We start from the raw sequence: 25,600 nt of genomic DNA on the forward strand, positions 1-25,600 counted from the left end.
CGGTACTGCTGGTATAAGCTTTTTGCAGCCTCTGTCTGCGTAGGCACAGCAAGCAAGAAAAACTTATGCCAGCAGTATATTATGTATCAATATTACTTTTCATGAACTATATTTATCACAATTTTTTATACTAACAAACCCTCAAACTCTAGTCGATTGTCCTTATAGTCAAGCTTACGTTAAATCGAAATTGCCATAAAAAAACTGAGCACATGGCTCAGTTTTTTATTGTAATGAAATTGGTTAAACACTTCATTCAATTTTACGCTTAGCTTAATGGCACACCAATACGTTTGGCCACTTCTTCATAACCTTCAATAACGTCCCCTAATGACTGACGGAAACGGTCTTTATCTAATTTTTTCTTAGTGTTCTTGTCCCAAATACGGCAGCCATCTGGGGAGAACTCATCACCTAAAACGATACGGTCATGAAAGACGCCAAATTCTAGTTTGAAATCTACTAACATTAAATCACCAGCATCAAACAACTTTTTGAGTACCTCATTAACTCGATAGGTCAGCTCTTCCATTTTTGCTAGCTGCTCTTCTGTTGCCCAATCCAAGGTTACTGCTAGCGATTCATTAACCATCGGATCGCCGAGTGCATCGTCTTTATAAAATAGCTCAAAGGTCGGCGGTGTTAGCACTTGGCCTTCTTCTAATCCCAAACGGCGTACCAGGCTACCGGCAGCAAAATTACGTACCACACACTCAACCGGAATCATCTCTAGACGTTTGACTAATACTTCATCGGCAGACAATTGCTTTTCGAAATGGGTGTCAATACCCGCTTCCGCTAGTTTTTGCATAATAAAAGTGTTGAAGCGGTTATTAACCACACCCTTACGTGCTAGCTGCTCGATACGCTGGCCATCAAGAGCTGAGGTATCATCACGGAAGTGTAAAATCAAAAAATCGTTGTTATCAGTTTCGTAGACAGATTTAGCTTTGCCTTTATATAGCAATTGTTGCTTTTGCATCATGGGAGTTCCTGTTCGTTCAAGCTTATGTGGTAAAAACGCGCAGCTACCGCTAAGTACTCTCTACAACAGCATTAATAAGCAGTTCAATAGTTATGTTATTGATGACTATATTAATAATAGAAAAAGTACGTTAGCCGTATAAATGGAGACCTAGGGTGTTTATTCAGAAGGGGCCGTAGTCACAGTAACGGAGCGCTCAGGCTTAGGCAGTTGGTACTGTTTGCCCGACTCGTTTTCTAGTGTCAGCGTATTTGCGCCCGTATTAGGCGTGGGATATAAAGGTACGAATGGTGCTGTCTCTTGCGCAGCAGGTAGCTGTAAAGGGTCAAGCTTTTTGCTCTCTTGATACTCCAAGCTGCCATTATCCCGCTTACCAATCAAGCTTTTTGTAGTTTGACAGCCGCTCAATACGACAGTGCTACCTAACACTAAGGTAAATATGACGGTAAGCAGTTTTGGGGTGGTTAATGATGTCTTCATCATACTGTCTCTCAGAGTTAGCAATCGACGTCAGTATGGACGTATCGCTGATAGTGGTTAGCGTAGCGTCTATACTGACTTATAGCTTAAAAATTATAGTAAATTTGCCCGTACTAAAGCGTTATCAATGGTCGCATGATGCTCTTCAGCCAACCATACTAACGGCAAACGAATACCAGTATCTATCATACCCATTTTATGTAGCGCGTATTTGGTAGGGATAGGACTAGAATCAATGAATAGGTCGCGATGTAGGTGCTTGATGACATCATGTATATTATTAGCAGCGGTAAAATCACCGCGTAGTGCGGCGGTAAAGGTCTCACTCATCGCTTTTGGGGCAACATTAGCAGTGACAGAAATATTACCTTTAGCGCCTACTTTCATTAAATCAAGCGCGGTACCATCATCACCTGATAACACCACCATTCTGCTACCCACCGCTTTGATTAATTGTTCACCGCGAGCGACAGAGCCGGTTGCATCTTTGATCGCAACAATATTATCAATATCCGCTAGGCGTTCAACGGTCGCTTGAGCAATATCAACTACGGTACGTCCTGGTACATTATAGAGCATTTGTGGCATATCAACTGCAGCCGCAATGGCTTTATAATGTTGATACAAACCTTCTTGGGGCGGCTTATTATAATAAGGGGCTACTAATAATGCGCAGTCCGCACCAGCCTCTTTGGCGTCTTGAGTCAACTTGATTGCTTCAGTAGTATTATTGGCACCCGTCCCCGCAATTACGGGTACACGACCTTTGACATGCTTAACAAAATAGCGAATGACATCGCTGTGCTCTTGCATGGACAAGGTCGCCGATTCACCAGTAGTACCAACGGCGACTAGGCAATGGGTACCCTGTTCGATTTGCCAATCTATGAGATCTGCCAGACGTTTATAGTCGACTGTGCCGTCAGGATGCATGGGCGTTACTAACGCTACCATTGAGCCTTGTAGTTGGATTTTGATGTCGTCGTATGCTGTACTCATAACCCTGCCTTACTGTATTATCATAGCTTTTATCAAAGCCGTCACATGATAGGTCGTTTGCAAGTATCAATGTTAATAACAATGCCTTGCACGATGTTAATACCGTTTGTTCATATACTACATTTACGTTCACGCAGTGAGCTCGCAGCGAATGACAGCATGCTCAATTAAACCTTACTATTATTTGCGTTTAACACGTATATAGCAATAGAAACGCCCGTTAGTGTAGCATATTTTGGTTTGACCGCTATCTATCAATTGACAAGCAGTCTACCCATTGAGCAGCAATTTGCCTTTTATTTGCCCAACTGTTGACACGAACAAATAGCACGAACAAATCACATGCGTTTAATAATTAGTTTAGCGTAATTTCTCAGTGTTGATGAAATATTTTGAGTGGTTTTAACGAATCGTCAACACATCGATAAGTGGGAGACTACCAAAAGCACGACCTTATTGCATTAGTTACTCAATACGCAAGCCAATGATGCTAGGAAGACCTTGGCGCATTACTTCAATGGTGACCACTCCTTTTTTGGGTAGTGCTGAGATGGCGCTTGAAAAGTCAGTTAACTTTTTGATAGGTTTTTGGTGAAAGTTCGTGATAACGTCCCCTGCCAAGATTCCTGAGCGCGCAGCAAGGCCTGTCGGGTCAACGGCGGTAACCAATATGCCGGTCTTATTGTCGGCAGCCAGCTCTGCTTGTTCCTCTGGGGTTAAGCTGCGCAAACGCAGCCCTAAGCTTACGTCATCGTCTTGCTGGTCACGGCCTTGGGCCTGTACATCTTTTGGGGCATGACTGAGCTTACCCGCCATGCTCATTTGCTTACCATCACGCTGAATCAACGCGCGAAATGAGTCATTGGGACGAGCCCGATTAATTAGATTCAGTAAATCTGATGCACGCATAATCTGGATATCATTATACTGCAAAATAATATCGCCCGACTTCAAGCCTGATTGTTGTGCCGGTGAGTCTGGTGATACTCGGGTCAGTAATGCACCTTGAGGACGGGCTAGCTTATAAGCTTCAGCCAAATTACGATCAATATCCTGTGGATAAATACCTAAATAGGCACGCTTTACTTCGCCGTTAGTTTTGAGCTGCTGGTAGATATCCATCGCCGCGTCGATCGGAATGGAGAACGATAGCCCCATATAACCACCCGTGCCGCTAAAGATACGTGAGTTGATACCAATAACTTCGCCACGTTGATTGAATAGTGGTCCACCTGAATTACCAGGATTCAATGCCACATCAGTTTGTATAAACGGGACACTGGTCTCGCGAGAGAAGTTGCGTGATTTGGCACTAACAATGCCTGCAGATGCTGAATAATCAAAGCCAAACGGCGAGCCAATAGCCAATACCGGTTCACCCACTTTGATAATATTAGAATCGCCAATGGGTAAGGCTGGGAACTCTCTACCAGTAACTTTTAGCACGGCCACATCAGAGCGTTCATCACTGCCAATAACGGTTGCATCTAGCTCCGTTCGGTCATTGAGCGTCACAGTGATCTTATCTGCCCCGACGATCACATGATGATTGGTAAGCATATAGCCATCGGTTGTGACAAAAAAAGCGGTCCCATAAGCATACTCAATCGCTGGGGTCACCGCTTGTTCAGGAATACGTATTTTATCACCAAAGAACTGCCGTAGTAGTTCAGCGGTTTGGGCTTTGGCCAGCTCTTCCTCACTAACCGTTTTAGTCACATTAACGCGCGCCACCCCTGGTGTTACTTGCTGTACCAGATCTGAAAAATCTGCGGTAGTCACTGCTGCATGTGCTTTTGGCATGGTCGCAGCACTGACACTAACCATCATGGTCGTGCCAATAGCTAGCGCCAGTGTACTGCGCTGTAACCAATTATGCATCTGACGAGTACTGCGTTGTTTAGGCATGTTGTCCCCATATGAGTGGTCTTTATATCTATAATTAATTATTGCCGCCTATTTTATAACTGTTATTGCTAGCAATGCTTAGTCCGCTTATAAGTTAATATTGGGGACTGGTTATAAACTTAACATTTATAGATATCGGTATTGAATGAATGACTGATTATTTAGTTTACCTGACATCTGTGCATCTAAGAGTTTATCAGTTTAATAGTGAGCCGTGCCAAAACTTGCAGCCATATTCTTAATAAACCCAATAGACACAGCTATTGTATGATAAATTTTATTATTATCTTATTATAGTCGCTACGAAGTAGAATAACCTAAGGCAGGGCTATTTAGGTAACCAAATAATAGCTTAAATAGAACGACTACTCTTACCTACCATTACAATGAACAATGGGCTCGACATCAATAAAATAAAATCATGCTATTATAATAAGCCAAATAAATTCAAAAGCAAACAAAAGTCAACATGGAAATATTATTATTGACCGCCTATAAGCTTGCTAAGTTGGCTATCATTAGCTTTTATTGATTATCTGTTGAGACCCTCAACGACCTTTTTTAACTCGGAGCACTTTTGTCCCTGCTACTCTATAACACGACTACACTAGATGGCTTATATTACCAAAACCGTTATAACCGTTTGTCATAATTTCACTATAGTAAGCTCTATGGCAGCCATTACTCGACATAAAGTATAACAAGATTATAAAAGGATTAATTTATGGATACCGCCCTCTTGCTATCCGGCGTGGTTGGGATTGGCATTGCCGCCCAATGGTTGGCTTGGTATTTAAAGCAACCGTCCATTTTGTTTTTGTTACTGATTGGTATTATTGTTGGACCTGTTCTGGGCATTTTCGATCCTGATTTAGTCTTGGGTGAACTGATGTTTCCCTTTATCTCTTTGGGGGTCGCGATTATTTTGTTTGAAGGTTCGCTAACCCTAGAATTTGATGAGATCAAGCAACACGGTACTGTGGTACAGATGCTGGTATCGGTCGGGGTACTCATTACTATCGCCATCGTGGCACTATCAACTTATCTATTATTCGACGTTGATCCCTTAATCGCCTTGTTATTTGGTGCGCTGGTTTGTGTGACTGGCCCAACCGTGATTATGCCGCTCCTACGCAGTGTCCGTCCGAATAAGACTATTTCTAATATCTTGAAATGGGAAGGCATTATCATCGATCCAATCGGTGCCATTGCGGTGGTATTGGTTTATGAATATATCATTTCCGGCGGCGAGGCCAGTAGTATTTTGCTATTTGCCAAGATTGTAGTCTTGGCAACAGCTATCGGTCTGGCTGGCGCCTGGGCGCTGGCTTTCCTCATGCGCCGACATATGGTGCCTGAATTTTTGCGCAATGTGTTTACTCTAGCTTTTGTGCTGCTTTTGTTTTCGATATCGAATCATTTAGAGCACGAATCCGGCTTATTAACGGTCACAGTAATGGGGGTAGCGCTGGCCAACTGGCCTAAGTTCCCGCGTGATACGATTTTGGAATTTAACGAGTCGCTGACGCTGTTATTAATCTCGGTCTTATTCATTATTCTCGCCGCTCGTGTTGAGTTAGAGAGTCTATTGAGTATTGGCTTTGCAGGTCTAGTATTGTTGGCCATAGTCATGTTTATCGCCCGCCCATTATCAGTCTGGGCGTCCTCTATTGGCTCCGACCTAAAAACCAACGAAAAACTGATGATCAGCTGGATTGGCCCGCGCGGTATTGTCGCCGCAGCTATCTCCTCACTATTTGCCATTCGCTTGCAAGAGTATGATATTCAAGGCGTTGAGCTATTGGTACCGTTAGTATTTATAGTTATCATCGGTACTGTGATGATTCAGGGCTTAGGTGCAAAGATGGTTGGCAATTGGTTAGGCGTGCGCGAGCCTGAGACCAATGGTATTTTAGTAGTCGGCTCCAATCCCGTCGCACTATTGGTCGCTACGTCATTGAAAGACCAAGGCTTCGATGTCATTGTCGCTCATAATAACTACACCAACATTGCACGCGCGCGCATGAGTGGCCTGCGCACCTATTTTGGTAACCCAATTTCTGATCACGCTGATCATCACCTCGACTTAATCGGTATCGGTCATTTGTTCGCCATGAGTATGGATAAGGAAATGAACACCTTGTCTGAGATTCATTATCGCCACGAGTTCGGTGAAAGAAGACTCTTTCGACTCAAATTCAGTGATGAAAAAGTCAGAAGCGAACGCGATGATAAGCAATCAAACTTTCATTCCCAGTGGCTGTTTGGTAAAGATGTGACCTATACCAAGCTGGCCAGCATGCTATCAAAAAAAGCGCGTATTAAAATTACCAATATTACTGACAGCTATAGTTTTGAGCAGTATAAAGCGGATAATAAGCAGTTTGTGCCACTCTATACCGTCGATAAAGAAGGTAAGATTCAAATCTTTACCGATAAGTTTGATGGTACTGTTTCGCGCGATCGCAAACTTATCGCTTTAGTGGTTGATGATGATATCCAGCCGAGACCCGTAGATGTCACTGCCAAACAAGAGCAAGCTCGCGCGATTGCAGATGCTGAGTTTGAAGCCAAATCCAAAGCACCTGAAAAGCGTAAAGAAAAAGAATTGCCTAATGACATAGTAGATGAGTCAGAGCAAGAGCAGAACAAGTTGGTAGAACACAAAGAAAACGCCGCGCAAGATGAATCACTCAAGACTGCCAACATAGCATCGCCAACAGTAATAGAGAAAACGGTTAAAGAAGTCACCGATAAAAAAGCCGCTTTGAAAGAAAAGGTAGCTAGTGTAAAAACTAAAGGCATCGTGTCTGAAAACTCAGCAACATCCAAGAAAACCGTTAGTAGCAGTACTAATGGTAATGGCAGTGCCCCCAAAACGAAGAAAGGAGCACTTGATCCCAATCGTCTGCCTGACACCAGTAATGATAAAGGCGCTATCAAGGCTAGCCCTGATGAAGACTTAGACAAATAACAGGTGACCTTGACTCAACTGTATTGACAAAAAGCCCAGCGGCTATTAATAACAGCACGCTGGGCTTTTTAATGGGGATTTGTGGATTGCAACCGATATGAAGGTTGGCGTGACCTATAGTTAAAATACCTTAAAAACGCGACGGTACTGCTGGTATACGCTTTTTGTAGCCTCTGTCTGCCTGCGTAGGCACAGCAAGCAAGAAAAACGTATGCCAGCAGTAGGTTATGTATCGATATTACTTTTCATTGACTATAGGTTAACTCAACTGGAATTGCGTTTGCATCACTTGCCACACTCGCATGCTCACTTCATCAGCATTACCTGACGCATCAATACACTGAATGCGTTCAGGATGCTCAGCAGCAAGGGTGGTAAAGCCTTCATGTACTCGTGTAAAAAATGCCGTTGCTTGTTGCTCAAAGCGATCGGCAGCACTGCGCTTGCCAGCCCGTGCCATGCCCTCTAATACGGGCAAATCTAACCACAACGTTAGCTCAGGCAATTGCGGAACAAACTGCGCAATGAGCGTCTCAATCTTAGTCAATACAGCACTGTCACCATGAGCACGGCCAAAGCCCTGATAAGCAATGGTCGAGTCTATAAATCGGTCACATATCACCCAAGTCCCACGCTGTAATGCCGGTAGAATAATCTGCTGCAGATGGTCACAACGTGCGGCAAATAATAACAGCAGCTCAGTATCGTCATTGATATCAGTCGCAGGATCTAGCAATATACTTCGTAACCGCTCAGCAAAAGGACTACCACCCGGTTCGCGTGTGCGCAGATAGTCGATATTATTAGCTTGTAGACGTACGCATAACTGCTCAATAGCAGTCGTCTTTCCCACACCTTCTGTACCCTCAACACTAATAAAGCGCCCTTGCTGTTCTGGCCTAGCTGGCGCTTTATGAGTAGCAGCAGAGTCAATATTAGTTTGGGTCGAACCAGCGGTTAACGATGCTGACATGATGTCGCCTTATATTTCGCGTGTATTTTATGACTTGGCAAGATTAATTTTAAATAAATAGCCGTTATCCTTTATAAAAACTGAGCAGTGTGTATGGCAACTATCAACGATTAATGGCTACTAATAAGTAATAGCACACGCGAATCTATTGCGGCGGCGTTTGTGATTTTTTTTCACGCATCACGCTCAAATAATCTCTTACCGCCTGATTGTGCTCAGCCAAGCTATTGGTAAATTTGTGCCCACCATTACCAGTTGCCACAAAGTATAGCGCCTGGCTATCAGCAGGATGTAAGGTCGCTTCAATAGAAGCTGCTGAAGGTAGCGCAATTGGCGTGGGCGGCAAGCCATCAATTTGATAGGTGTTATAAGATGTTTTTTCATCAATATCTTTGCGGCGAATATTGCCTTCGTAGCGGCTGCCCATACCATAAATAATGGTCGGATCAGTTTGCATACGCATGCCTTTATTCAAACGATTGTTAAAGACCGCAGAAACGATTGGACGCTCTGCAGCGACGCTGGTTTCTTTTTCAATAATAGAGGCCATCACTAGCGCTTCATAAGGGCTCTTATAGGGCAGATCTGGTGCACGATTCTCCCACGCTTTAGCGAGTGCTTGTTGCTGACGCTTATACAAGTCCGTCAGTACCTGCTTATCACTGGTGCCTTCACCATAATAATACGTATCAGGTGAAAACCAACCTTCAAGGTTATGATTGACGATAGGGTCATCACTATTAATTACAGAGTCCGGCAATATACCAACCAAGTCCAATGCTTGTGCAATACTGGCATTATCTGCATCAGCGGTCAGCACTTCTTTTTTGATGCCTTTATTATCGCGTAACGCTTGATATAAATCCTTAGAGGTTTTACCTTCAATAATTTGCACTTTTACCATGGCCGCTTTTGCGCCTTGCTCTAACACTTGCAACACTTCAGCGACCGTTGGGTTCTCAGGTATTTGGTAAATGCCAGCATGTAGCGGTGCATCGACTTGCGACTTGATATAAAACTTGGCGATACTGGCAGAAAACAATGGAACATTCTGCCACTGCGGCAATAACCCATAATAAGTCTGGCCTGGCTCAATAGTGACCATCTGCTGCGACTGGGTAATACGTCCAAACAGAGTCTGATAAACCATCACTAATAAAAATGCAGCAATCAACCCGACCACTAACAATATCTGATAGCCGCGCTGCATAAAAAATGATTGATGGTCTGTTTCATAGTGTCGCGAAGTCTTCTCTGCACCGATCAATGAGATGTCGGTCGCTGGCGCTTTATCTGCTTCTATTTTATCGGCGCTCGAATCTGTTTGCTCTTGCTGCACGCGCGACTCATCAACTGCTGCTGGTTCTGAGTCTATCGGTGTATCGACAGGCTCATTAATCTCGCCATTTTTTTTATTTGGTGGGGTATCATCAGAGTGATTGGAGGGTGTTTCGGGTGTTAGCTTGCTCATGGCAACTCGCGAGGCAGAAGTTTGTTAGAATTTAGCATTGAACCGTGCGCTTTTCAATGGCATTTGCTTAGCTTGTGAATTAACTTGGTGTTTAGATAGAAAAATGTAGTTGAATAACCACTATTCATAAAAATTTTAAACAATAAATACAACACCTGGTTTTGACTACATTTATGTTCAAATATTATAACAATAGCTCTTTACTATGGATTTAAACACAATGGATTTAAACACTATGGACTTAAACTTTGATACTAAGTTAGCTACCAACTACCATTCAGAATCACAAATTATTCGTGTGCTTAGTGAAGCCTGGGTAAAAGACCATGGTTACTGTCCTAATTGTAGCGTTAAGCCGTTGGCTGAATTTGCTAATAATCGACCAGTTGCAGACTTTTACTGTGCGAATTGTAATGAGCAATACGAGCTTAAAAGTAAAAAGGCCAAGTTAAGTAATGTGATTAACGATGGCGCTTATGACTCCATGATGCAACGCATTAATAGTGAAGATAATCCAAGCTTTTTCTTTTTGACCTATTCAGCGCATCAGGGTGACTCAGCACAGTATAGCGTCAATAACTTTCTAATCATTCCTAAGCATTTTTTTAAGTCGGATATGATTGTGAAGCGTAAGCCTTTATCACCCAAGGCAAAACGTGCTGGTTGGATTGGCTGTAATATTGACCTACGCCAAGTGCCAGAATTAGGCAAAGTGTTTTTGGTCAAAAACCAACAAGTGATACCACGAGATACTGTCACCCAAAGGTTCCAGCAAACGTTATTTTTACGTGGGCAAACGCAACGTGCGCGTGGCTGGACATTGGATGTTTGGCAATGTATTGATAAGCTTGGTGCAAATTTTTCTTTGAATCAGGTTTATACTTTTGCAGGCGAGCTACAACTCAAGTATCCTGATAACCATCACATTCATGACAAAATCCGTCAGCAGCTACAAATTTTACGAGATAAAGGCATTATTGAATTTTTGGGAGGCGGTAATTATCACAAATTAAACTAAGCATTTTTCAGGATAACCTTTAGGTCTTAGACGACCTTTGTTATCACGATAAACATCTGAAATTAGTTTATCTCTATCCTCCCAGAGCGGCAAACGTGCTGTAGCCACTAACCGATCATGAAACTTATGTGGTGGATAATCCATCTCTAACTCGTCATTCACAGGGAAAAAACAGTGAATGTCAGTACCTACATAAGTATACCGTCTATTTTTTATATAATTATTCCAATGCCATAATAGCTCAAAGGACGTACGAACGGGTTTGGTAAACGCTTGAGGTTTCACGGTAATGGCACACATCACATATTCATCATGAGGCAGATGATGCACGCCCTGCTCAATAACGTCTTTGCGTGTGTGTGCATACTCAAACACGCCACCAAATGCGATATATTTCTTACTATTCTGTAAATACATGACGCCTAAAGCTAACTGAGATTCAGGAGTTAAATACACAACTTCGTCAGGATACTGTTTCGCTTTACGGCAAATGTCATTAAAAATCATTAAACGGCGAATTTGTAGCGGTATTCTTGCATCTTCATAGACTGAGCGCATGAAATATTATCCTGTATTAAAAACAGGATCATTGATCACTTTTCTTTAGGGTGCAAGTCTAGGTAACAAAAGACGATCACTTCTCTTAAGTCTTTTTGACAATCCGAGTGACATAATAAATATAATATAAATGGCGAGAGTTGTTTGATGATTTTGAGAGAGGATATTATGAGCAAAAACGCAACAGCCGCAAAAACATTTCACATTGAAATTGTTGAGACCCTTAGCCAAATAGTTGAGATTATAGCTGAGGACGAGCAAACCGCTCTTTTAAAGGCGCAGGAACTTTATAGCAATGAAGAAGTGGTTTTATACGCAGATGATTGTATCGATACCAAATACAATATTTTTAAGTATGAATAGATGATTATGCTGAGAAACAAACTCTGTCACCCGATAACAGCGTAAGCGCTGTCACCGGCATCACACCGCGCACAGCATTACAAAAAAACAGCCGAGTAATATGCGGTAAATCGTCGTCAGTTAAAACTCGCATCTGCACCGGATTGTCAGTCGTAGCAAAGCCATCAATAACGACTTGACGCATAACACCGGCAACCCCTGATTGAGTGAGCGGTGGCGTCAACCATTGGCCGTTTAGTAGATAGTCTTCGTTTAAATGAGGGTTTTTGATATTATTTTGAGTGGTTATCTCTGAGCTTGAGAATGACTGTTGGAGACTTGCTTTGCTGTCATCCGCTAGTTGATCGTCACTTGCTAGTTGATAGAACACATTGCTCATCGTGCCCTCCACCCAGCTTCCCATCATGTCACGAACCAGTCCTTCGCCCAGTCTTTTATCGAGATTCAATTCTGTGCTCTTAATGCGTTGCAGCTCACCACTTGCCAGCACGCTATCGAGGCGGTTGAGACTCTTAAGACCTGCCAAAATAGGCGGTAGACAGGCCATTTGTGAGGTTAAACAGACCGCTGAGCTGGCAGGCTGCATTAACACCACTCGCCCATCCGGCAGATGCGCCTGCTCAGTAGTGTTAATAGTCATGGCAGAGGACTTCAGCCAAATCTCGCACACACTACCGGACACACTTGGCGTAAAACCATAACCACGAACGTCTTGCACGGCGCGGGTGATGATTAGTTTTAACATCCCTTGCTGAAGCTGCTGAGCGTGAACTTGCAACATAGCGAGCAGGGCTTGGTCATCGATAGCAAGTTGTAAGGCCTGGGCGTGAGAGATGAGCCGTTGATGGTGACAGTCTTGCCATAATATTAGACCGTCAATGACGCCCATAGTGGTAAAGAAGCCATCTGCGTATGTCAGCCCTCGATTGTCTAGCGTCACCGAAACCTTATCTGTGGCCTTATCCTCTGCATAATCTGGTGGCTGTAAACGCGACCAGCCATCAGGCTGAGCGGTCATAGTTTAACTGTCATCGGCTTTTACGCCTGATTTATTAAGTACCAACATACAACTATAAAACTCACATTTTGCCAGTTCTACTTTTTGTTCGCCGATAGTTTTGTTTTTGATAATTTGACCATTAAGGATATCAGCGATCAACTTACCGCCATCATCGCTCATCAGTTGCCGCGCTAGCTTATAGGATTTTTTGGCGTGGTCGCGACTGACTTCTTTTTCTTTATCAGAGTCAGTGGGATTGGCATAATACCAACCAAGTTCAAGATATTTTTCAGAGTCAACAAGATCTAAGTAAGGAGCATCAGCCGCCATAAAACGATATTTGGATGCCGTATTACTGGCATAGTCTAAGCTGTTCTCATCAGTGTCCACCACTTTTCCAAAAGTAGACTTGATCCGATCAAGCTCATCGATTTTGAGTGGCTTTACCTTATTAGAACTCCAGGTCGATATGTCATAACTGACCGGCGTACCTTGATCAACGTCCGCCCCATCTAAGTCAGGGCTTGCCGGTACAGGCTCACTAACAGCTGGTTGCGCGCTTGTGGTGTCAGAGGCTATTTCTTCTTCTTGCACCACCTCTTTTTTAGAGCCGTCGCACGCGCTCAACGAGATTCCCGCCGCCATCGTTATACCGACCAACAAGGTCTGTAGGTTGTTATTCCACATGGGCAATTTACTCACACTTTTTAGGTTGGTCTCAAAATAGTATTAACCAGCTGGCACTGCGCCGCCGATAATAAAAAGTAACTTCTATCAGTTTTTATAAGTTTTTTTAAGTAGCGATTATTAGTAGGTATTAATACCTCGCTGTCATACCTTACAGTGTACCCAACTGCCTGACACTTGACTACCTTTTACGTTACGGTTAACAATCCCAGGTAGTAGAAATTTGTTAAACATATTGTTATCCCCTATGATAAAGGCGGTTTATTATTTTTATCATTAATACTTTTTAACTCATTTATCCTTTGCGGGTAACAGACAGGCTATGATTTAGATGACTCGACATTTTATCGTTATTGGTAACCCGATTGCCCACAGTAAATCTCCTCAAATTCATCAGGTGTTCGCCACGCAGGTCGATATCGATATTTGCTATCAGCGTCAACACTGCCCCGATAACGCGGCTAGTTTTAGCGCAGTGATTGAAGCGTTTTTTCATGGTGGTGGCGTTGGCGCTAATGTTACCGTGCCGTTTAAACAGCGGGCTTATGATAACTGCCTGGCGCGTGGCGGCTTATCTGAGCATGCCAAGATCGCAGGGGCGGTCAATACCCTATTACTAAACGAGGCCGTGTTAAAAAACGGTGGTTCCATAAAGGACGCGATATATGGTGACAATACTGACGGACAAGGATTGGTCAATCATATCGTGCGTTTGGGCTGGCCACTCAGCGGAGCACGCGTGGCCCTTATTGGTGCAGGCGGTGCAGCACGTGGAATAATACTGCCGCTCATTGAAGCGGGTATCGCACAGCTGACTATTGCTAATCGTACGGTAAGCAAGGCAACAGAATTGGTAACTGACCTGAGCGCTGCCAGTCCTACTATTGAACAACATCCTATAACCACTTGCGCAACTGCCGATTTGACAGGGCAGTTTGATTTAATTATTAATGCAACGTCTATCGGACTGTCAAGCGATACCCTACCATTAGCCGACGATTTAAATTGCCATTATGCTTACGACATGATGTATGGACGGGCACTACCATTTTTACAGCACTTTGCCGATCGGGATGCGCAGACATCCGAAGGCTATGGCATGCTTATTGGACAAGCGGCATTAAGCTTTGAGCGCTGGACCGGACACGCTATTAACGTCGAGCAAGCAACTACGACGTTAAGCAAACAGCACGAGTAGACTTAAGCGCTTTGGCACCCTTAGCTAGTCTTTAAGTCGTTACCGATACGCTGATTTTAACTAAAGCTACTTTAACCAAAACGCGCCAGTAGCCAAGTTTCTATACGACGTAGCGGGACGCGCAAATTGGTTGAATGCATCACTATCCCACCGCTAAGGCCGACCATGCAGCCCAATAACGTATCAAGCAATCGCGTACGAATGACTGCTTGGTAGGCTTGCGGTGAATGCGGCAAGCCACTGCCATATTCCGCAATAAATATCGTCAGCGGCGTGATAAATATCACGGCCAGCCCATAATGGCGATCGACCAATGACTCGATGCATAACATCATGATTAGTATCGAAACCGCCACTCCCCACATCGGTAGGCCCCAAGACAGCATCCAACTGGCCAGCCCTACGCCTATTAGTGTCCCAAGCAAACGATGGAATTGTTTAATCCACATGGTACGCAGGTGGATACCTTGGATAATAATGAAGCAACTGACTGCCGCCCAGTATGGGTTAGACATATTCAGCACTACCGCTATCAATAACGCTAAACTGACAAAGCCTGCCACAATAACACTTTCACTAATAGTATCCGGCTCATAATTATAAGTCGGCATAGGCATAGAAGGACGCGTCGCCAATAAAAACAGCGAATACAGCAGTCCCATCACTAAGGCAAAACCACTACCAAGCATCACTAGCCCCGTGGCTGGCATGATTTGTTCTAAAGGGAGCGGTATAAACAACGCAATAGCCCCTGCCATCATCACAAACAGTCCTGCTGGCGGCGGCTGACGATAATAGCGCCCAAAAATAATAATGCCAAAAGCCATCAGTACAAATACAGGCAGCCTAAGAATAGGCACTTGCTGTGCGATTAGACCGAAGGCAAAGCATAACGACATCGCAAACCCCCAAGCCATGATAGTCACCAAGCGATAAGGAAGCTTGCCTACTAACGGTAAGTTTAAAATGACCATAGCCCCTAATGAGGCTTTAATCCCCGAAGATAGCGCACCAAAATAGGCGCCAACAAATACTGGAAAGCTGATAGCAATAGCAGCGATAATCGGCATGTGCCATGGCCGTTGGCTTTGCTTGATTGTTAGCAAGTGGGTTAGCTCACCACCAATCAAACGCTTGAGACCACTAAGCAAATACTTCATCCAAAGTATTAGCCCTACCATGAGCCTTGATGCGGCCATAAAATACCGTCCTTATTACTCTATTTATCTTAATCTTCATTGATTTATTTATTACTGCTATAAAGATAATATAAAACTCGATAAATGTGTAATCTAGTAGTGACACATAACTTAATGTCATATATAATTTAATTTGAAATGAATATTAGTTATAGGTTATATATTTGTTAGGGGAGAACACTTATACTAAACTCAAGCCTATGACTGATGATCCTATTAAAAAAACGTAACCATAGCCAAAACGGATAATAAGTACTTAATAATATTTAAATATCTTCGACACATTGGTGCTCTTAGATACATTGATCCTTATCAAAAACGACGCTTAACACCTTAGTAACTGGCTGATAAGCTTATTTAAGCGCACTGACTAAAGAGACTGATTATGTTAACTTACAAAGCCCCATTACGTGATATCAAGTTTTTGATTAATGACGTATTTGATTATCAAACCCATTATAAAGACTTAAGTAATGGCCACAATGCTGATCCTGAAACAGTTGATATGGTCTTGCAAGGTTTTGCTGACTTTGCTGAAAATGTTTTGGCGCCTATTTATCAACCAGCTGATGCCGAAGGCTGCCATTTTGATAACGGTGTGGTAACGACTCCTAAAGGCTTTAAAGAAGCTTATGACCAATTTGTAGAGGGTGGTTGGCAGAGTATTTCATATCCTGAAAAATACGGCGGTATGAACTTACCCATGTCCATCAACCTCATTAAATCTGAGATGATGGGCACGGCGAACTGGCCATTTGCGATGTATCCAGGCCTCGCAACTGGCTGTATCAATACCATCATGCAATATGGTACCGATGAGCAAAAAGACTTATATCTACCGAAATTAGTAGATGGCTCATGGTCTGGTACCATGTGTCTTACCGAGCCACAATGTGGTACTGACTTAGGTCAGGTCAAATCAAAATCTATTCCACAAGATGATGGTACTTATAAGCTTAGTGGTACCAAAATCTTTATCTCAAGTGGTGAGCATGACTTAACCGAAAATATCGTTCATATCGTGCTAGCTCGCCTACCAAATGCGCCAGAAGGCACACGCGGTATCTCCCTATTTATCGTACCAAAGTTCCTACCAAATGCTGAAGGTGAAATTGGCGAGCGTAATGGCCTCTCTTGTGGCTCTATCGAACATAAAATGGGTATTAACTCATCAGCCACTTGTGTTCTAAACTTTGACGGTGCGGTCTGTTACCTGATCGGCGAGCCTAATAAAGGTCTAAAAGCGATGTTCACCTTTATGAACACTGCCCGTATCGGTACTGGTATCCAAGGCCTTGCACATACCGAGCTGTCATTCCAAAACGCCCTACCATATGCTAAAGATCGTCGTTCTATGCGAGCGCTATCCGGTACTAAAGACCCTGAAAAAGTCGCTGATGCTATTATTCATCACGCCGATGTTCGCCGCATGCTACTGACTCAAAAAGCTTTTGCCGAAGGCGGCCGCTCAATGATTTATCATTCAGCCCGCTATGCAGATAAAATGTCAGAAGGCATCACTAATGGTGATGACGAAGAGTTTAGAAAATGGGATGACAAGCTTGGCTTTTATACGCCTATCCTTAAGGGCTTCTTGACTGAACTGGGTATTGAAGCGGCCAAACACGGTCAGCAAATCTACGGCGGCCACGGCTACATTAAAGAATGGGGCATGGAACTTATCGCTCGTGATGCTCGTATTGCGACCATGTATGAAGGGACTACCGGTATCCAAGCGCTAGATTTATTGGGTCGTAAAGTTCTGTTGCAGTCAAAAGGCAAGGTCATCCGCGATTATACCTCAAGCATTATGAAGTGGTGTGGCGAGTACGCACTTGACAAAGATATGCGTAAATTTGTTTGGGCATTGACTAAGCTGTGTGCTGAGTGGAATACCCTTACCGTGCGCTTGATGCTAATGGCACGTAAAGACCGCGAAATCATCTCAGCAGCATCAGATGACTTCTTGATGTACTCAGGCTATGCCATGATGGGCTACCACTGGGCGCGTATGGCGGCAGTAGCCTATGACAAGCTAGAAAATGGTGGTACTGAATCACCAGAATTCTATAAGGCTAAAATCCAGACTGCAGAATTCTACTTTGATAAAATTCTGCCACGTACGTCAGGCCATGCCGAAGGTATGGTTGCACCAAGCAACAGCATGACGGCAATGCCTATTGAAAGCTTTGCTTTCTTAGACTAAGCGTGTTTAAAATCATAAACCACCTATAAAAAAGCGCCCATATAATGGGCGCTTTTTTTGTGCTATTTGTGCTATTTGTGCTATTTTTGCTATTTGTCCCGTCCTAAAATGAGTTGACACATTTGGATATCAGTGCCGTCTATCAACACCAACTCATCAGCACATTCGATCCGATGAGTTGGCCGTATTAAGGGAATGGATTGGTTTCTACCGAATGTTCATGCCAAAGCTTGATAGACGTAAACTATAGTTAAAATACCTTAAAAACGCGACGGTACTGCTGGTATAAGCTTTTTGCAGCCTCTGTCTGCGTAGGCACAGCAAGCAAGAAAAACGTATGCCAGCAGTAGGTTATGTATCGATATTACTTTTCATTGACTATAAATTAAGCGGGAGTGAGACCTATCAAATGAAGGCTTAACAGGTTTGGCTATAACCTAAGAGTGAATATGAGTAGTAATGGTTGGTCTATGACTAGCGACCTATAAAAAACACCCCAGAGCTAACTCTCCGCGATATCCTCAAAGCGAGCGCCAAGCGTTTCGGCCAGTTGTGCGGGTGGTAGTTCAATCTCAAGTCCGCGGCGTCCCGCACTCACATAAATAGTCGACTGGGCTCTAGCTGAACGATCAAGCACAGTCGGTAAGCGCTTTTTTTGCCCTAACGGACTGACACCGCCTAATACATAACCCGTACTACGCGCGACTAGTTTGGGATCAGCCATTTGCACTTTTTTGCAACCAAGGGCTTTGGCCATTTTTTTGAAACTTAATGTCGTATCAACGGGCACAATAGCCACTGCTAACGTGCCCGTTTCTGTGGTTACGACTAAAGTTTTAAAAATTTGTACAGGGTCGACACCTAGTTTTTCAGCAGCTTCTAACCCATAAGAGGCGGCATGGCTATCATGGCTATATTCATGCAGCTGATAATTGAGGCCACGCTGTTTGGCAAGCTTGATAGCAGGAGTCATAAGCATTCATATCCAATAAGTTATGATGAGGGATAAAATCAAGTACAGATTTACTCGTTTGACACCAACAACCTAATGGTTTAAATACCTAGTATCTCAAAATACCTAATATCTCAAATGCCTAATAGCTTGAATATAAGGTAGTTTGAATGGTGTTTCGAACCATAATATTATGGCAGGATAATATTATTAGTATATACAGACACTATATATCGCTTTGCGTGCTTTTATGGCATCATGAGGCCATTATATTTGACGAATTTGACTTTTGATTATGATACCAAAGTTCATAAAGAAACGGATTTTTAAGGCGCCCGTAGTTAATAACACTACGTCAGTAACTGATGCCAAGCCAGTGGCAGCAAAATCCTATTCTAATGCCCCTATTAATCAACTGTATCGCAAGATTTCGGGGCGGACGCTAGATGTAGCCGTTAAGGCTAAAATTTTAGGCGAGCTACCAGAATTTGATGCTGCCGATCAGACGCTGACCTTTTACGTGCTACAAGATTATTCGCGCTCTAACAGTATCTTGATTGACCTACAAACTCAAGAGCATAAGCTACCGCCTGCTTTGGTCGCAGTCAAAGATGCTGCCCATCATATTTACGAGAATGCGGCTATTATATTTTTGCACCACCCAAAAGCTAAAAACAGTCAATTGTCGCCACGCCTTTCGCGTTTGGTCTCGGCCATCTTACAATATCCAGACTTGCAGATACGGCTAGTACCAGTGTCGATCCTCTGGGGACGCGCACCTGAAAAAGAAGACTCTTTATTTAAGCTACTGACGGCCGACAACTGGGAAGACCCTAGTATTAGCAAGCAATTATTTAATATTGGCGTGATGGGACGCGATACCTTTTTACAGTTCCACCCTGCCCAAGATTTGCGTGGTGTTGTTTATAAAAGCCTCAACGACGACCTAGATGAAGCAGCAATCACTAGTAGCATTGAGGATAGCTTCAATGACACCGATAGCTTCAGTGACACCGATGACAGCGTCGATACGGTTAATTTAACAAGCAGCAATAACCAGACCATCATTAATCGAGCCAGTACTACTACAGATGGCCTAAATAATACAGATAACCAACCAGCTCCTCATACCTTGGTGCCATCTGCTGATGCCAATCGCGAGCTGGTGCGCACCTTACAGCAACAGCTCAATGTTTACCTGGATAAACAGCGGGCCAGTATGCTTGGTCCTGACTTGTCAGATCGGCGTAACTTAGTAGACAAGCTGATTTATTCACCGGCGATCAAACATGCGATAGAAAACGAGGCCCAAGCAAGCGGTGTCAGTGTTCATGAGGTACGCAGTCTGGCAAAAGGTTATGCCAATGAGATGGTGAATAACTATTCTCACCAGATTATTCGAGTCTTCGATCGATTTTTGACCTGGTTATGGACCCGGCTATATGACGGTGTAGAAGTGCATCATTTCGAGCGTGTGCGAGAACTTGCAGCCGATCACGAGATTATTTATGTGCCTTGTCATCGTAGCCATGTCGATTATCTGCTGTTGTCCTATGTCATCTACAAGCGCGGACTGAGTATTCCTTATGTCGCTGCTGGTGATAACTTAGATGTGCCGGTATTAGGCCCACTGTTACGCGGTGCCGTCGCTTTTTATATTCGTCGCAGCTTTCGCGGTAACCCGCTTTATACTGCTGTATTACGCGAATACATGCACACGCTTATCACCCGTAATACGCCCATTGAATACTTTATTGAAGGTGGGCGCTCGCGCACAGGAAGATTACTACCACCGAAGATGGGTATGTTAGCAATGACTATACACAGTCAGCTACGCCATACTAACAAGCCGGTGGCATTCATTCCGACTTATATCGGCTATGAGCGTATTATGGAAGGCGGTACTTATGTCGGTGAGCTAAAAGGCCAACCCAAAGAGACTGAATCCTTGATGGGCTTGCTCAAGGTGGGTCGTAAGATTGAGCGAATCTTTGGCAATGTGCATCTCAGCTTTGGTACCCCGCTACATCTGAATGATTTTATGCAAAAGTTCGATGTGGATGCTGATAGCTTGCCAGCTGATCGTACAGATACCCCACTTGATGCCAAAGCCAGCGCTATGGTTGATAATATTGGCGTAAAAATCATGCAGCACATTAATAAAGCAGCGGTGGTCAATCCCATATCGCTATTGTCATTAGTACTGCTGTCAGCACCAAAAGCGGCACTGGATGAAGATATTTGTCGCGAGCAGATCGCCCTTTACCAAGGTATCGCTCACCAGCTACCTTATGCTGACGATACGGTCATCACAGATATGACCCCACAACAAATTATCGATTACGGTATTAAGCTCAAGCTCATTGAGCGCACACCGCATATTTTGGGCGATATTATTCAGATTGCTGATAAGCAAGCGGCGTTACTCAGTTATTTCCGTAATAATATATTGCATGTGTTTATTCTAATATCGTTCTTAGCGGCCTTGGTTGCACGCAATGGCCGTATTGAACGCAGTCGCTTAGATGATATTGTGGCGCAGCTGTATCCCTTCTTACAGAGTGAATTATTTTTATATTATCCAGCCCATGGTTTGACCGATACCCTCAATCAAAAAATTGATAATCTATTGACGCATGGCCTCATCGTCGAATTAAGTGACGGTGTGCTTAGCATTCCTGAAACCAATAGTAACAGTTACCAGCAGCTTGAAGTGCTCGCGACACCAGTCGGGAATAGTCTTGAGCGCTACTTTATGACCCTTGCCCTACTTGCTCAGCAAGGGTCAGGCAACTTCACCGCAGAAGAAGTGGTCGATCTGTGCCACTTACTCGGTCAGCGCTTGTCTGTCCTTTATGCCGATAACATCCCAGATTTCTTTGATCGTTCACTGTTTCTCAGCTTCGTCAATGCCCTTATCCGCCTCGACTATTTGCGAAAAGATGATGAGACTGGGGTATTAACTTTTGATCAGCGTATCGATGACATTGCACTTTATGCCAAATACGTCCTCAACCCTGATGTGATGCAAACGTTGCAACAAGTAGCGAGCCTCGACGACGACGAAATTGCGCACGCTATTACTGAGATTCACAATAAAAAGCAGCGTAAATTTGGCCGTAAACGTTAGTTATTACTAGTTTGACAAAAACAGCCGCTGAATAAAAAAGACCTCTAAATAATTAGAGGTCTTTTTTTAAATACTTATTAGGTTAGTAAGAATAGCTTAATTTAAACAGCTCTTAGCCTAATCAATAAACTATTTAGTGATTTTCTTATACTTCATACGCTTAGGACCAGAGTCAGCACCCAGTTGTTTTTTACGATAAGTCTCAAACTCAGAGTAGTTACCGTCGAACCAAATTGGGCCTTCTTCTTCAAATGCTAAGATATGGGTAGCAATACGGTCAAGGAACCAACGATCATGCGACACTACCATTACCGTACCAGGAAAGACTTGGATCGCATCTTCTAGCGCACGTAAAGTCTCAATGTCCAAATCGTTTGATGGTTCATCAAGGAGTAGTACGTTCGCACCCTGCTTTAGCGTCTTCGCTAATTGCAGACGGTTGCGCTCACCACCGGATAGTTGACCGACACGTTTTTGTTGGTCTGCACCTTTAAAGTTAAAGCGGCCGATATAAGCGCGACTTGGGGTGGTGTATTCGCCAACAGTAATGATATCAAGACCGTCAGAAATTTCTTCCCATACGGTTTTGTCATCGTCTAAATTATCGCGAACCTGACCGACATAAGCAACGCTGACACTTTCGCCCAAATCAACGTCGCCGACGTCTGGCTTATCGCGCTCGGTAATCATGTTAAATAGCGTGGTTTTACCGGCACCATTCGGACCAATAATACCAACAATGGCACCCGCTGGCACATTAAAGCTTAGGTTTTCATACAGCAAACGGTCGCCAAATGATTTGGAGATATCGTTTACTTCAATAACTTTGTTCCCGAGACGTGGACCGGGCGGAATATAAATCTCAGAGGTTTCGTTACGTTTTTGGAACTCTTGCGAGTTTAACTCTTCAAAACGCTGCACGCGAGATTTAGATTTGGCTTGTTGGCCTTTTTGGTTTTTACGAATCCAATCAAGCTCTTTTTTCAAAGCTTTGGCAAACGATTCTTCTTGTTTATTCTGCTGCTCTAGACGAGTGTTCTTTTGTTCGAGCCACTGGGTATAGTTACCTTCATACGGATAACCATGGCCACGGTCAAGCTCCAAAATCCACTGCGCTACATTATCCAAGAAATAACGATCATGGGTAATGGCCACGATGGTACCGCTATAGTTCTGCAAAAATTGCTCAAGCCATGCAACAGATTCGGCGTCCAAATGGTTGGTTGGTTCGTCGAGGAGTAACATGTCAGGGCGAGACAATAGCAGACGGCATAATGCCACACGGCGTTTTTCACCACCAGACAGTCTACTGACATCAGCATCCCATGGTGGCAGGCGTAGCGCATCGGCCGCTTTTTCTAACTGCGTGCTTAGATTATGGGCATCCCACGTTTGGATGATATCTTCCATTTTGCCTTGTTCTTCAGCAAGCTTATCAAAGTCTGCATCAGGGTCCGCATACTCACCGTAAATAGCATCCAAGCGCGATAGCGCATCTAAGGCTTCACGCATACCGTCTTCGACATTACCGCGCACATCTTTGCTGTCGTCGAGCTGTGGCTCTTGTGGTAAATAACCGATTTTGGTGCCAGTTTGGGCCCGCGCCTCGCCACTAAATTCAGTGTCAACACCAGCCATAATGCGTAGCAAGGTCGATTTACCCGAACCATTGATACCCAATACGCCAATTTTAGCGCCAGGGAAAAAGGACAGATTGATATTTTTTAAAATCTCACGCTTAGGCGGAACAAGTTTTGACACGTTGTTCATCGTGTAAATATATTGAGCCATTAACACTCCGATAGACTGCATAAACGAGGTCAGCAAGCTCTCGTTATAAAGAAAACAAAGCGACTGCGCTTGCTGTGCCTCAAAATAAGGGTACAAATTATCTGCTATTATCGCATTGTAGCGCATGCCCTGCAAGCTGACAGCCTGTTTTGCAGCCTGTTTTGCACCTTTTACCACAAAGCAGTCGCCCTTTTACCTAAAAGCTAGTATTAAAAGTATTGTTTGACTGACTAAATGGTATTTTTGAATTACTGCTGTTTTATAAAGCCCACAAAAAATAGCATCAAACCTTTCGCAAATTTAATCAATAGGCGTTATTATGTAAGGTAATCTTAATAAAACCAATTGTAGTAACCAATCCATCTTACGAATTGGTACAAAATTTTTTTAAAAGGTAACTTAACTATGCCCAGTGGCTATCGTCCTGAAATTATTCAACGTTCTTTTATTGATTTTATTGGGTCACAGCTGCATCCGTTTCGGTCACTGTCAGTGCCCAAGCTGCGACTGATTGCCCGCCGCGCGCTAGGTGATGACTTGATAGCCTTACAATTTGAACCTAACCGCGCTTTCAAAAAGCAGGCAGTTGAGTTACGTGGGGGCTGGCATGGTGGTCAACATATTAATCTAAGCGTTGTTATTGACGGTATTTATCATCAGCGCAGTTACTCGTTGGTAGGCTTGCCACAACAGCCCATTTGGTTGAGCAACACTTCTGATGATTCTGCTGCAAGTAATGGATATGACAAAAATAACCAACGTCATACCGTCACTATTGCGATTAAGCCCCAAGGTTTGATTTCTAATTATTTGACCCAGCACCTGCCGCTTGGCACAGTATTGGCAAGTAGTGTACCGAATGGTGACTTTACTTTAGAACAGGCTAGGTTAACCAAGCCGGCCAGCTCATCGGTGAAAGAATCGAGTTTTGAAAAGCAATCACCACTTTTGTTTATCGCTGGTGGTAGTGGCATTACGCCAATGCTAGGTTTGATTACCGAAGCCTTGCAATATGGGCACAAGGTAACCTTGCTATACTATAATCGTGCGTCGCTATTAGAAAGCCCCTTTCAAAACCACTGGCAGCACTTGGCCGCTAAATATCCACTATTCAGCTATTATTGTGTGAACACTGAAGACTCTAGCACTTATTTGGCGGGTACACGGCATTTAAACGCATCGAGCTTATTGGCCCTAGATCTGCCACTGGCTGATACGGTGATATTTGCCTGTGGCTCGCAAGCATTACTAACAGGATTGTACCGCGCTGCTACAGAGATTACGCTACCAAATGTCCACTCATTAACTGCTCAACCATCACTACGCGACAATATTATCATCGAGCGTTTTGGCAATGCGGTATCTGACCCTGATATAGATCAAGTTTACGATACAACAGCAGACATAGAAGAGCGAACGGTCTATTTACGGGGACGACAACAACAATTCAATACCAGTGACAAGTTGCTAATGGGTGCCGAGGACGCCGGTATTCGTCTGACCTATGGCTGCCGACAAGGCATCTGCCAATTGTGCCGCTGCAATAAAGTGAGCGGTGTAGTCAAAAATATCCAAACAGGAAAAATAAGCAGTGATGGCTACGAATCTATCCAAACCTGTATCAATGTGGCCATGACTGACGTAGTGCTTGATATATAGCAGCATTTGGCACCGAGACACTCGCTTACAACAGCTTATTACACAAAGA

Annotated in this window: 19 protein-coding genes; 7 read left to right on the top strand and 12 right to left on the bottom strand. The window is 43.7% G+C overall.

Features of this window, described 5'->3' with window-relative positions; translation table 11 throughout:
* Positions 1-268: 268 nt before the first annotated feature.
* From purC to RCH20_RS03350, 4 genes are all read right to left on the bottom strand, one after another.
* Positions 269-982: a phosphoribosylaminoimidazolesuccinocarboxamide synthase gene (gene purC, locus RCH20_RS03335; protein ID WP_327192750.1), complete on the bottom strand. Its 714-nt coding sequence runs from the start codon at positions 980-982 to the stop codon at positions 269-271.
* A 162-nt stretch (positions 983-1,144) separates the two neighbouring features.
* On the bottom strand, positions 1,145-1,468 hold the full coding sequence (locus RCH20_RS03340) for a hypothetical protein (protein ID WP_327192588.1): 324 nt from the start codon (positions 1,466-1,468) through the stop codon (positions 1,145-1,147).
* A gap of 90 nt (positions 1,469-1,558) precedes the next feature.
* On the bottom strand, positions 1,559-2,464 hold the full coding sequence (dapA, locus tag RCH20_RS03345; RefSeq protein ID WP_327192589.1) for a 4-hydroxy-tetrahydrodipicolinate synthase: 906 nt from the start codon (positions 2,462-2,464) through the stop codon (positions 1,559-1,561).
* Between the two features lie 465 nt (positions 2,465-2,929).
* Positions 2,930-4,372, bottom strand: coding sequence for a Do family serine endopeptidase (locus RCH20_RS03350; protein ID WP_327192590.1), 1,443 nt, complete (start codon positions 4,370-4,372; stop codon positions 2,930-2,932).
* 724 nt (positions 4,373-5,096) lie between these two features.
* On the opposite strand from RCH20_RS03350, the gene RCH20_RS03355 reads away from it, so the two are divergent.
* Positions 5,097-7,346, top strand: a complete 2,250-nt coding sequence (locus RCH20_RS03355; protein ID WP_327192591.1) for a cation:proton antiporter domain-containing protein — start codon at positions 5,097-5,099, stop codon at positions 7,344-7,346.
* A gap of 259 nt (positions 7,347-7,605) precedes the next feature.
* On the opposite strand, the gene tmk is transcribed toward RCH20_RS03355, so the two are convergent.
* Entirely contained in the window at positions 7,606-8,319 is a 714-nt protein-coding gene (tmk, locus tag RCH20_RS03360) for a dTMP kinase (protein WP_327192592.1), read from the bottom strand.
* 145 nt (positions 8,320-8,464) lie between these two features.
* Positions 8,465-9,790: an endolytic transglycosylase MltG gene (mltG, locus tag RCH20_RS03365; RefSeq protein WP_327192593.1), complete on the bottom strand. Its 1,326-nt coding sequence runs from the start codon at positions 9,788-9,790 to the stop codon at positions 8,465-8,467.
* 235 nt (positions 9,791-10,025) lie between these two features.
* Between mltG and RCH20_RS03370 the strand changes: the two genes are divergently transcribed.
* Positions 10,026-10,808, top strand: a complete 783-nt coding sequence (locus RCH20_RS03370; RefSeq protein ID WP_327192751.1) for a DpnI domain-containing protein — start codon at positions 10,026-10,028, stop codon at positions 10,806-10,808.
* Here RCH20_RS03370 and RCH20_RS03375 read toward each other — a convergent pair.
* Positions 10,800-11,366 (bottom strand): hypothetical protein, encoded by a 567-nt coding sequence (locus tag RCH20_RS03375; protein ID WP_327192594.1) that lies wholly within the window; start codon positions 11,364-11,366, stop codon positions 10,800-10,802. The genes RCH20_RS03370 and RCH20_RS03375 overlap by 9 nt on opposite strands.
* A gap of 168 nt (positions 11,367-11,534) precedes the next feature.
* Here RCH20_RS03375 and RCH20_RS03380 point away from each other — a divergent pair, with 168 nt between their 5' ends.
* Complete coding sequence (locus RCH20_RS03380; protein WP_327192595.1) at positions 11,535-11,729, top strand: DpnD/PcfM family protein; 195 nt, start codon at positions 11,535-11,537, stop codon at positions 11,727-11,729.
* A 4-nt stretch (positions 11,730-11,733) separates the two neighbouring features.
* Here the strand turns inward: RCH20_RS03380 and RCH20_RS03385 are convergent, their stop codons facing one another.
* Both RCH20_RS03385 and RCH20_RS03390 read right to left on the bottom strand, forming a co-directional pair.
* Positions 11,734-12,747 (bottom strand): aminotransferase class IV, encoded by a 1,014-nt coding sequence (locus tag RCH20_RS03385; RefSeq protein ID WP_327192596.1) that lies wholly within the window; start codon positions 12,745-12,747, stop codon positions 11,734-11,736.
* A 3-nt stretch (positions 12,748-12,750) separates the two neighbouring features.
* Positions 12,751-13,416 carry a hypothetical protein gene (locus RCH20_RS03390; protein ID WP_327192597.1) on the bottom strand — a complete coding sequence of 222 codons (666 nt, stop codon included), beginning with the start codon at positions 13,414-13,416 and terminating at the stop codon, positions 12,751-12,753.
* A gap of 331 nt (positions 13,417-13,747) precedes the next feature.
* Between RCH20_RS03390 and aroE the strand changes: the two genes are divergently transcribed.
* A complete protein-coding gene (aroE, locus tag RCH20_RS03395; RefSeq protein WP_327192598.1) occupies positions 13,748-14,614 on the top strand; it encodes a shikimate dehydrogenase in 867 nt (288 codons plus the stop codon).
* A gap of 71 nt (positions 14,615-14,685) precedes the next feature.
* Here the strand turns inward: aroE and RCH20_RS03400 are convergent, their stop codons facing one another.
* Positions 14,686-15,813: an FUSC family protein gene (locus RCH20_RS03400; RefSeq protein ID WP_209955800.1), complete on the bottom strand. Its 1,128-nt coding sequence runs from the start codon at positions 15,811-15,813 to the stop codon at positions 14,686-14,688.
* A gap of 385 nt (positions 15,814-16,198) precedes the next feature.
* On the opposite strand from RCH20_RS03400, the gene RCH20_RS03405 reads away from it, so the two are divergent.
* Positions 16,199-18,019, top strand: a complete 1,821-nt coding sequence (locus tag RCH20_RS03405; RefSeq protein ID WP_327192599.1) for an acyl-CoA dehydrogenase C-terminal domain-containing protein — start codon at positions 16,199-16,201, stop codon at positions 18,017-18,019.
* Positions 18,020-18,521: 502 nt separating this feature from the next.
* On the opposite strand, the gene ybaK is transcribed toward RCH20_RS03405, so the two are convergent.
* The gene (gene ybaK, locus RCH20_RS03410) at positions 18,522-18,992 is read right to left on the bottom strand and encodes a Cys-tRNA(Pro) deacylase (protein WP_327192600.1); all 471 of its coding nucleotides are present in this window, start codon (positions 18,990-18,992) and stop codon (positions 18,522-18,524) included.
* 274 nt (positions 18,993-19,266) lie between these two features.
* Between ybaK and plsB the strand changes: the two genes are divergently transcribed.
* The gene (gene plsB, locus RCH20_RS03415) at positions 19,267-22,101 is read left to right on the top strand and encodes a glycerol-3-phosphate 1-O-acyltransferase PlsB (protein WP_327192601.1); all 2,835 of its coding nucleotides are present in this window, start codon (positions 19,267-19,269) and stop codon (positions 22,099-22,101) included.
* 129 nt (positions 22,102-22,230) lie between these two features.
* Here plsB and ettA read toward each other — a convergent pair whose 3' ends face one another.
* A complete protein-coding gene (gene ettA / locus RCH20_RS03420; RefSeq protein WP_209958806.1) occupies positions 22,231-23,892 on the bottom strand; it encodes an energy-dependent translational throttle protein EttA in 1,662 nt (553 codons plus the stop codon).
* A 405-nt stretch (positions 23,893-24,297) separates the two neighbouring features.
* On the opposite strand from ettA, the gene RCH20_RS03425 reads away from it, so the two are divergent.
* Entirely contained in the window at positions 24,298-25,551 is a 1,254-nt protein-coding gene (locus RCH20_RS03425) for a flavin reductase family protein (RefSeq protein WP_327192602.1), read from the top strand.
* Positions 25,552-25,600 lie beyond the last annotated feature (49 nt).

It is taken from the genome of Psychrobacter sp. PL15 (assembly GCF_035984995.1).
Lineage (GTDB): Bacteria > Pseudomonadota > Gammaproteobacteria > Pseudomonadales > Moraxellaceae > Psychrobacter.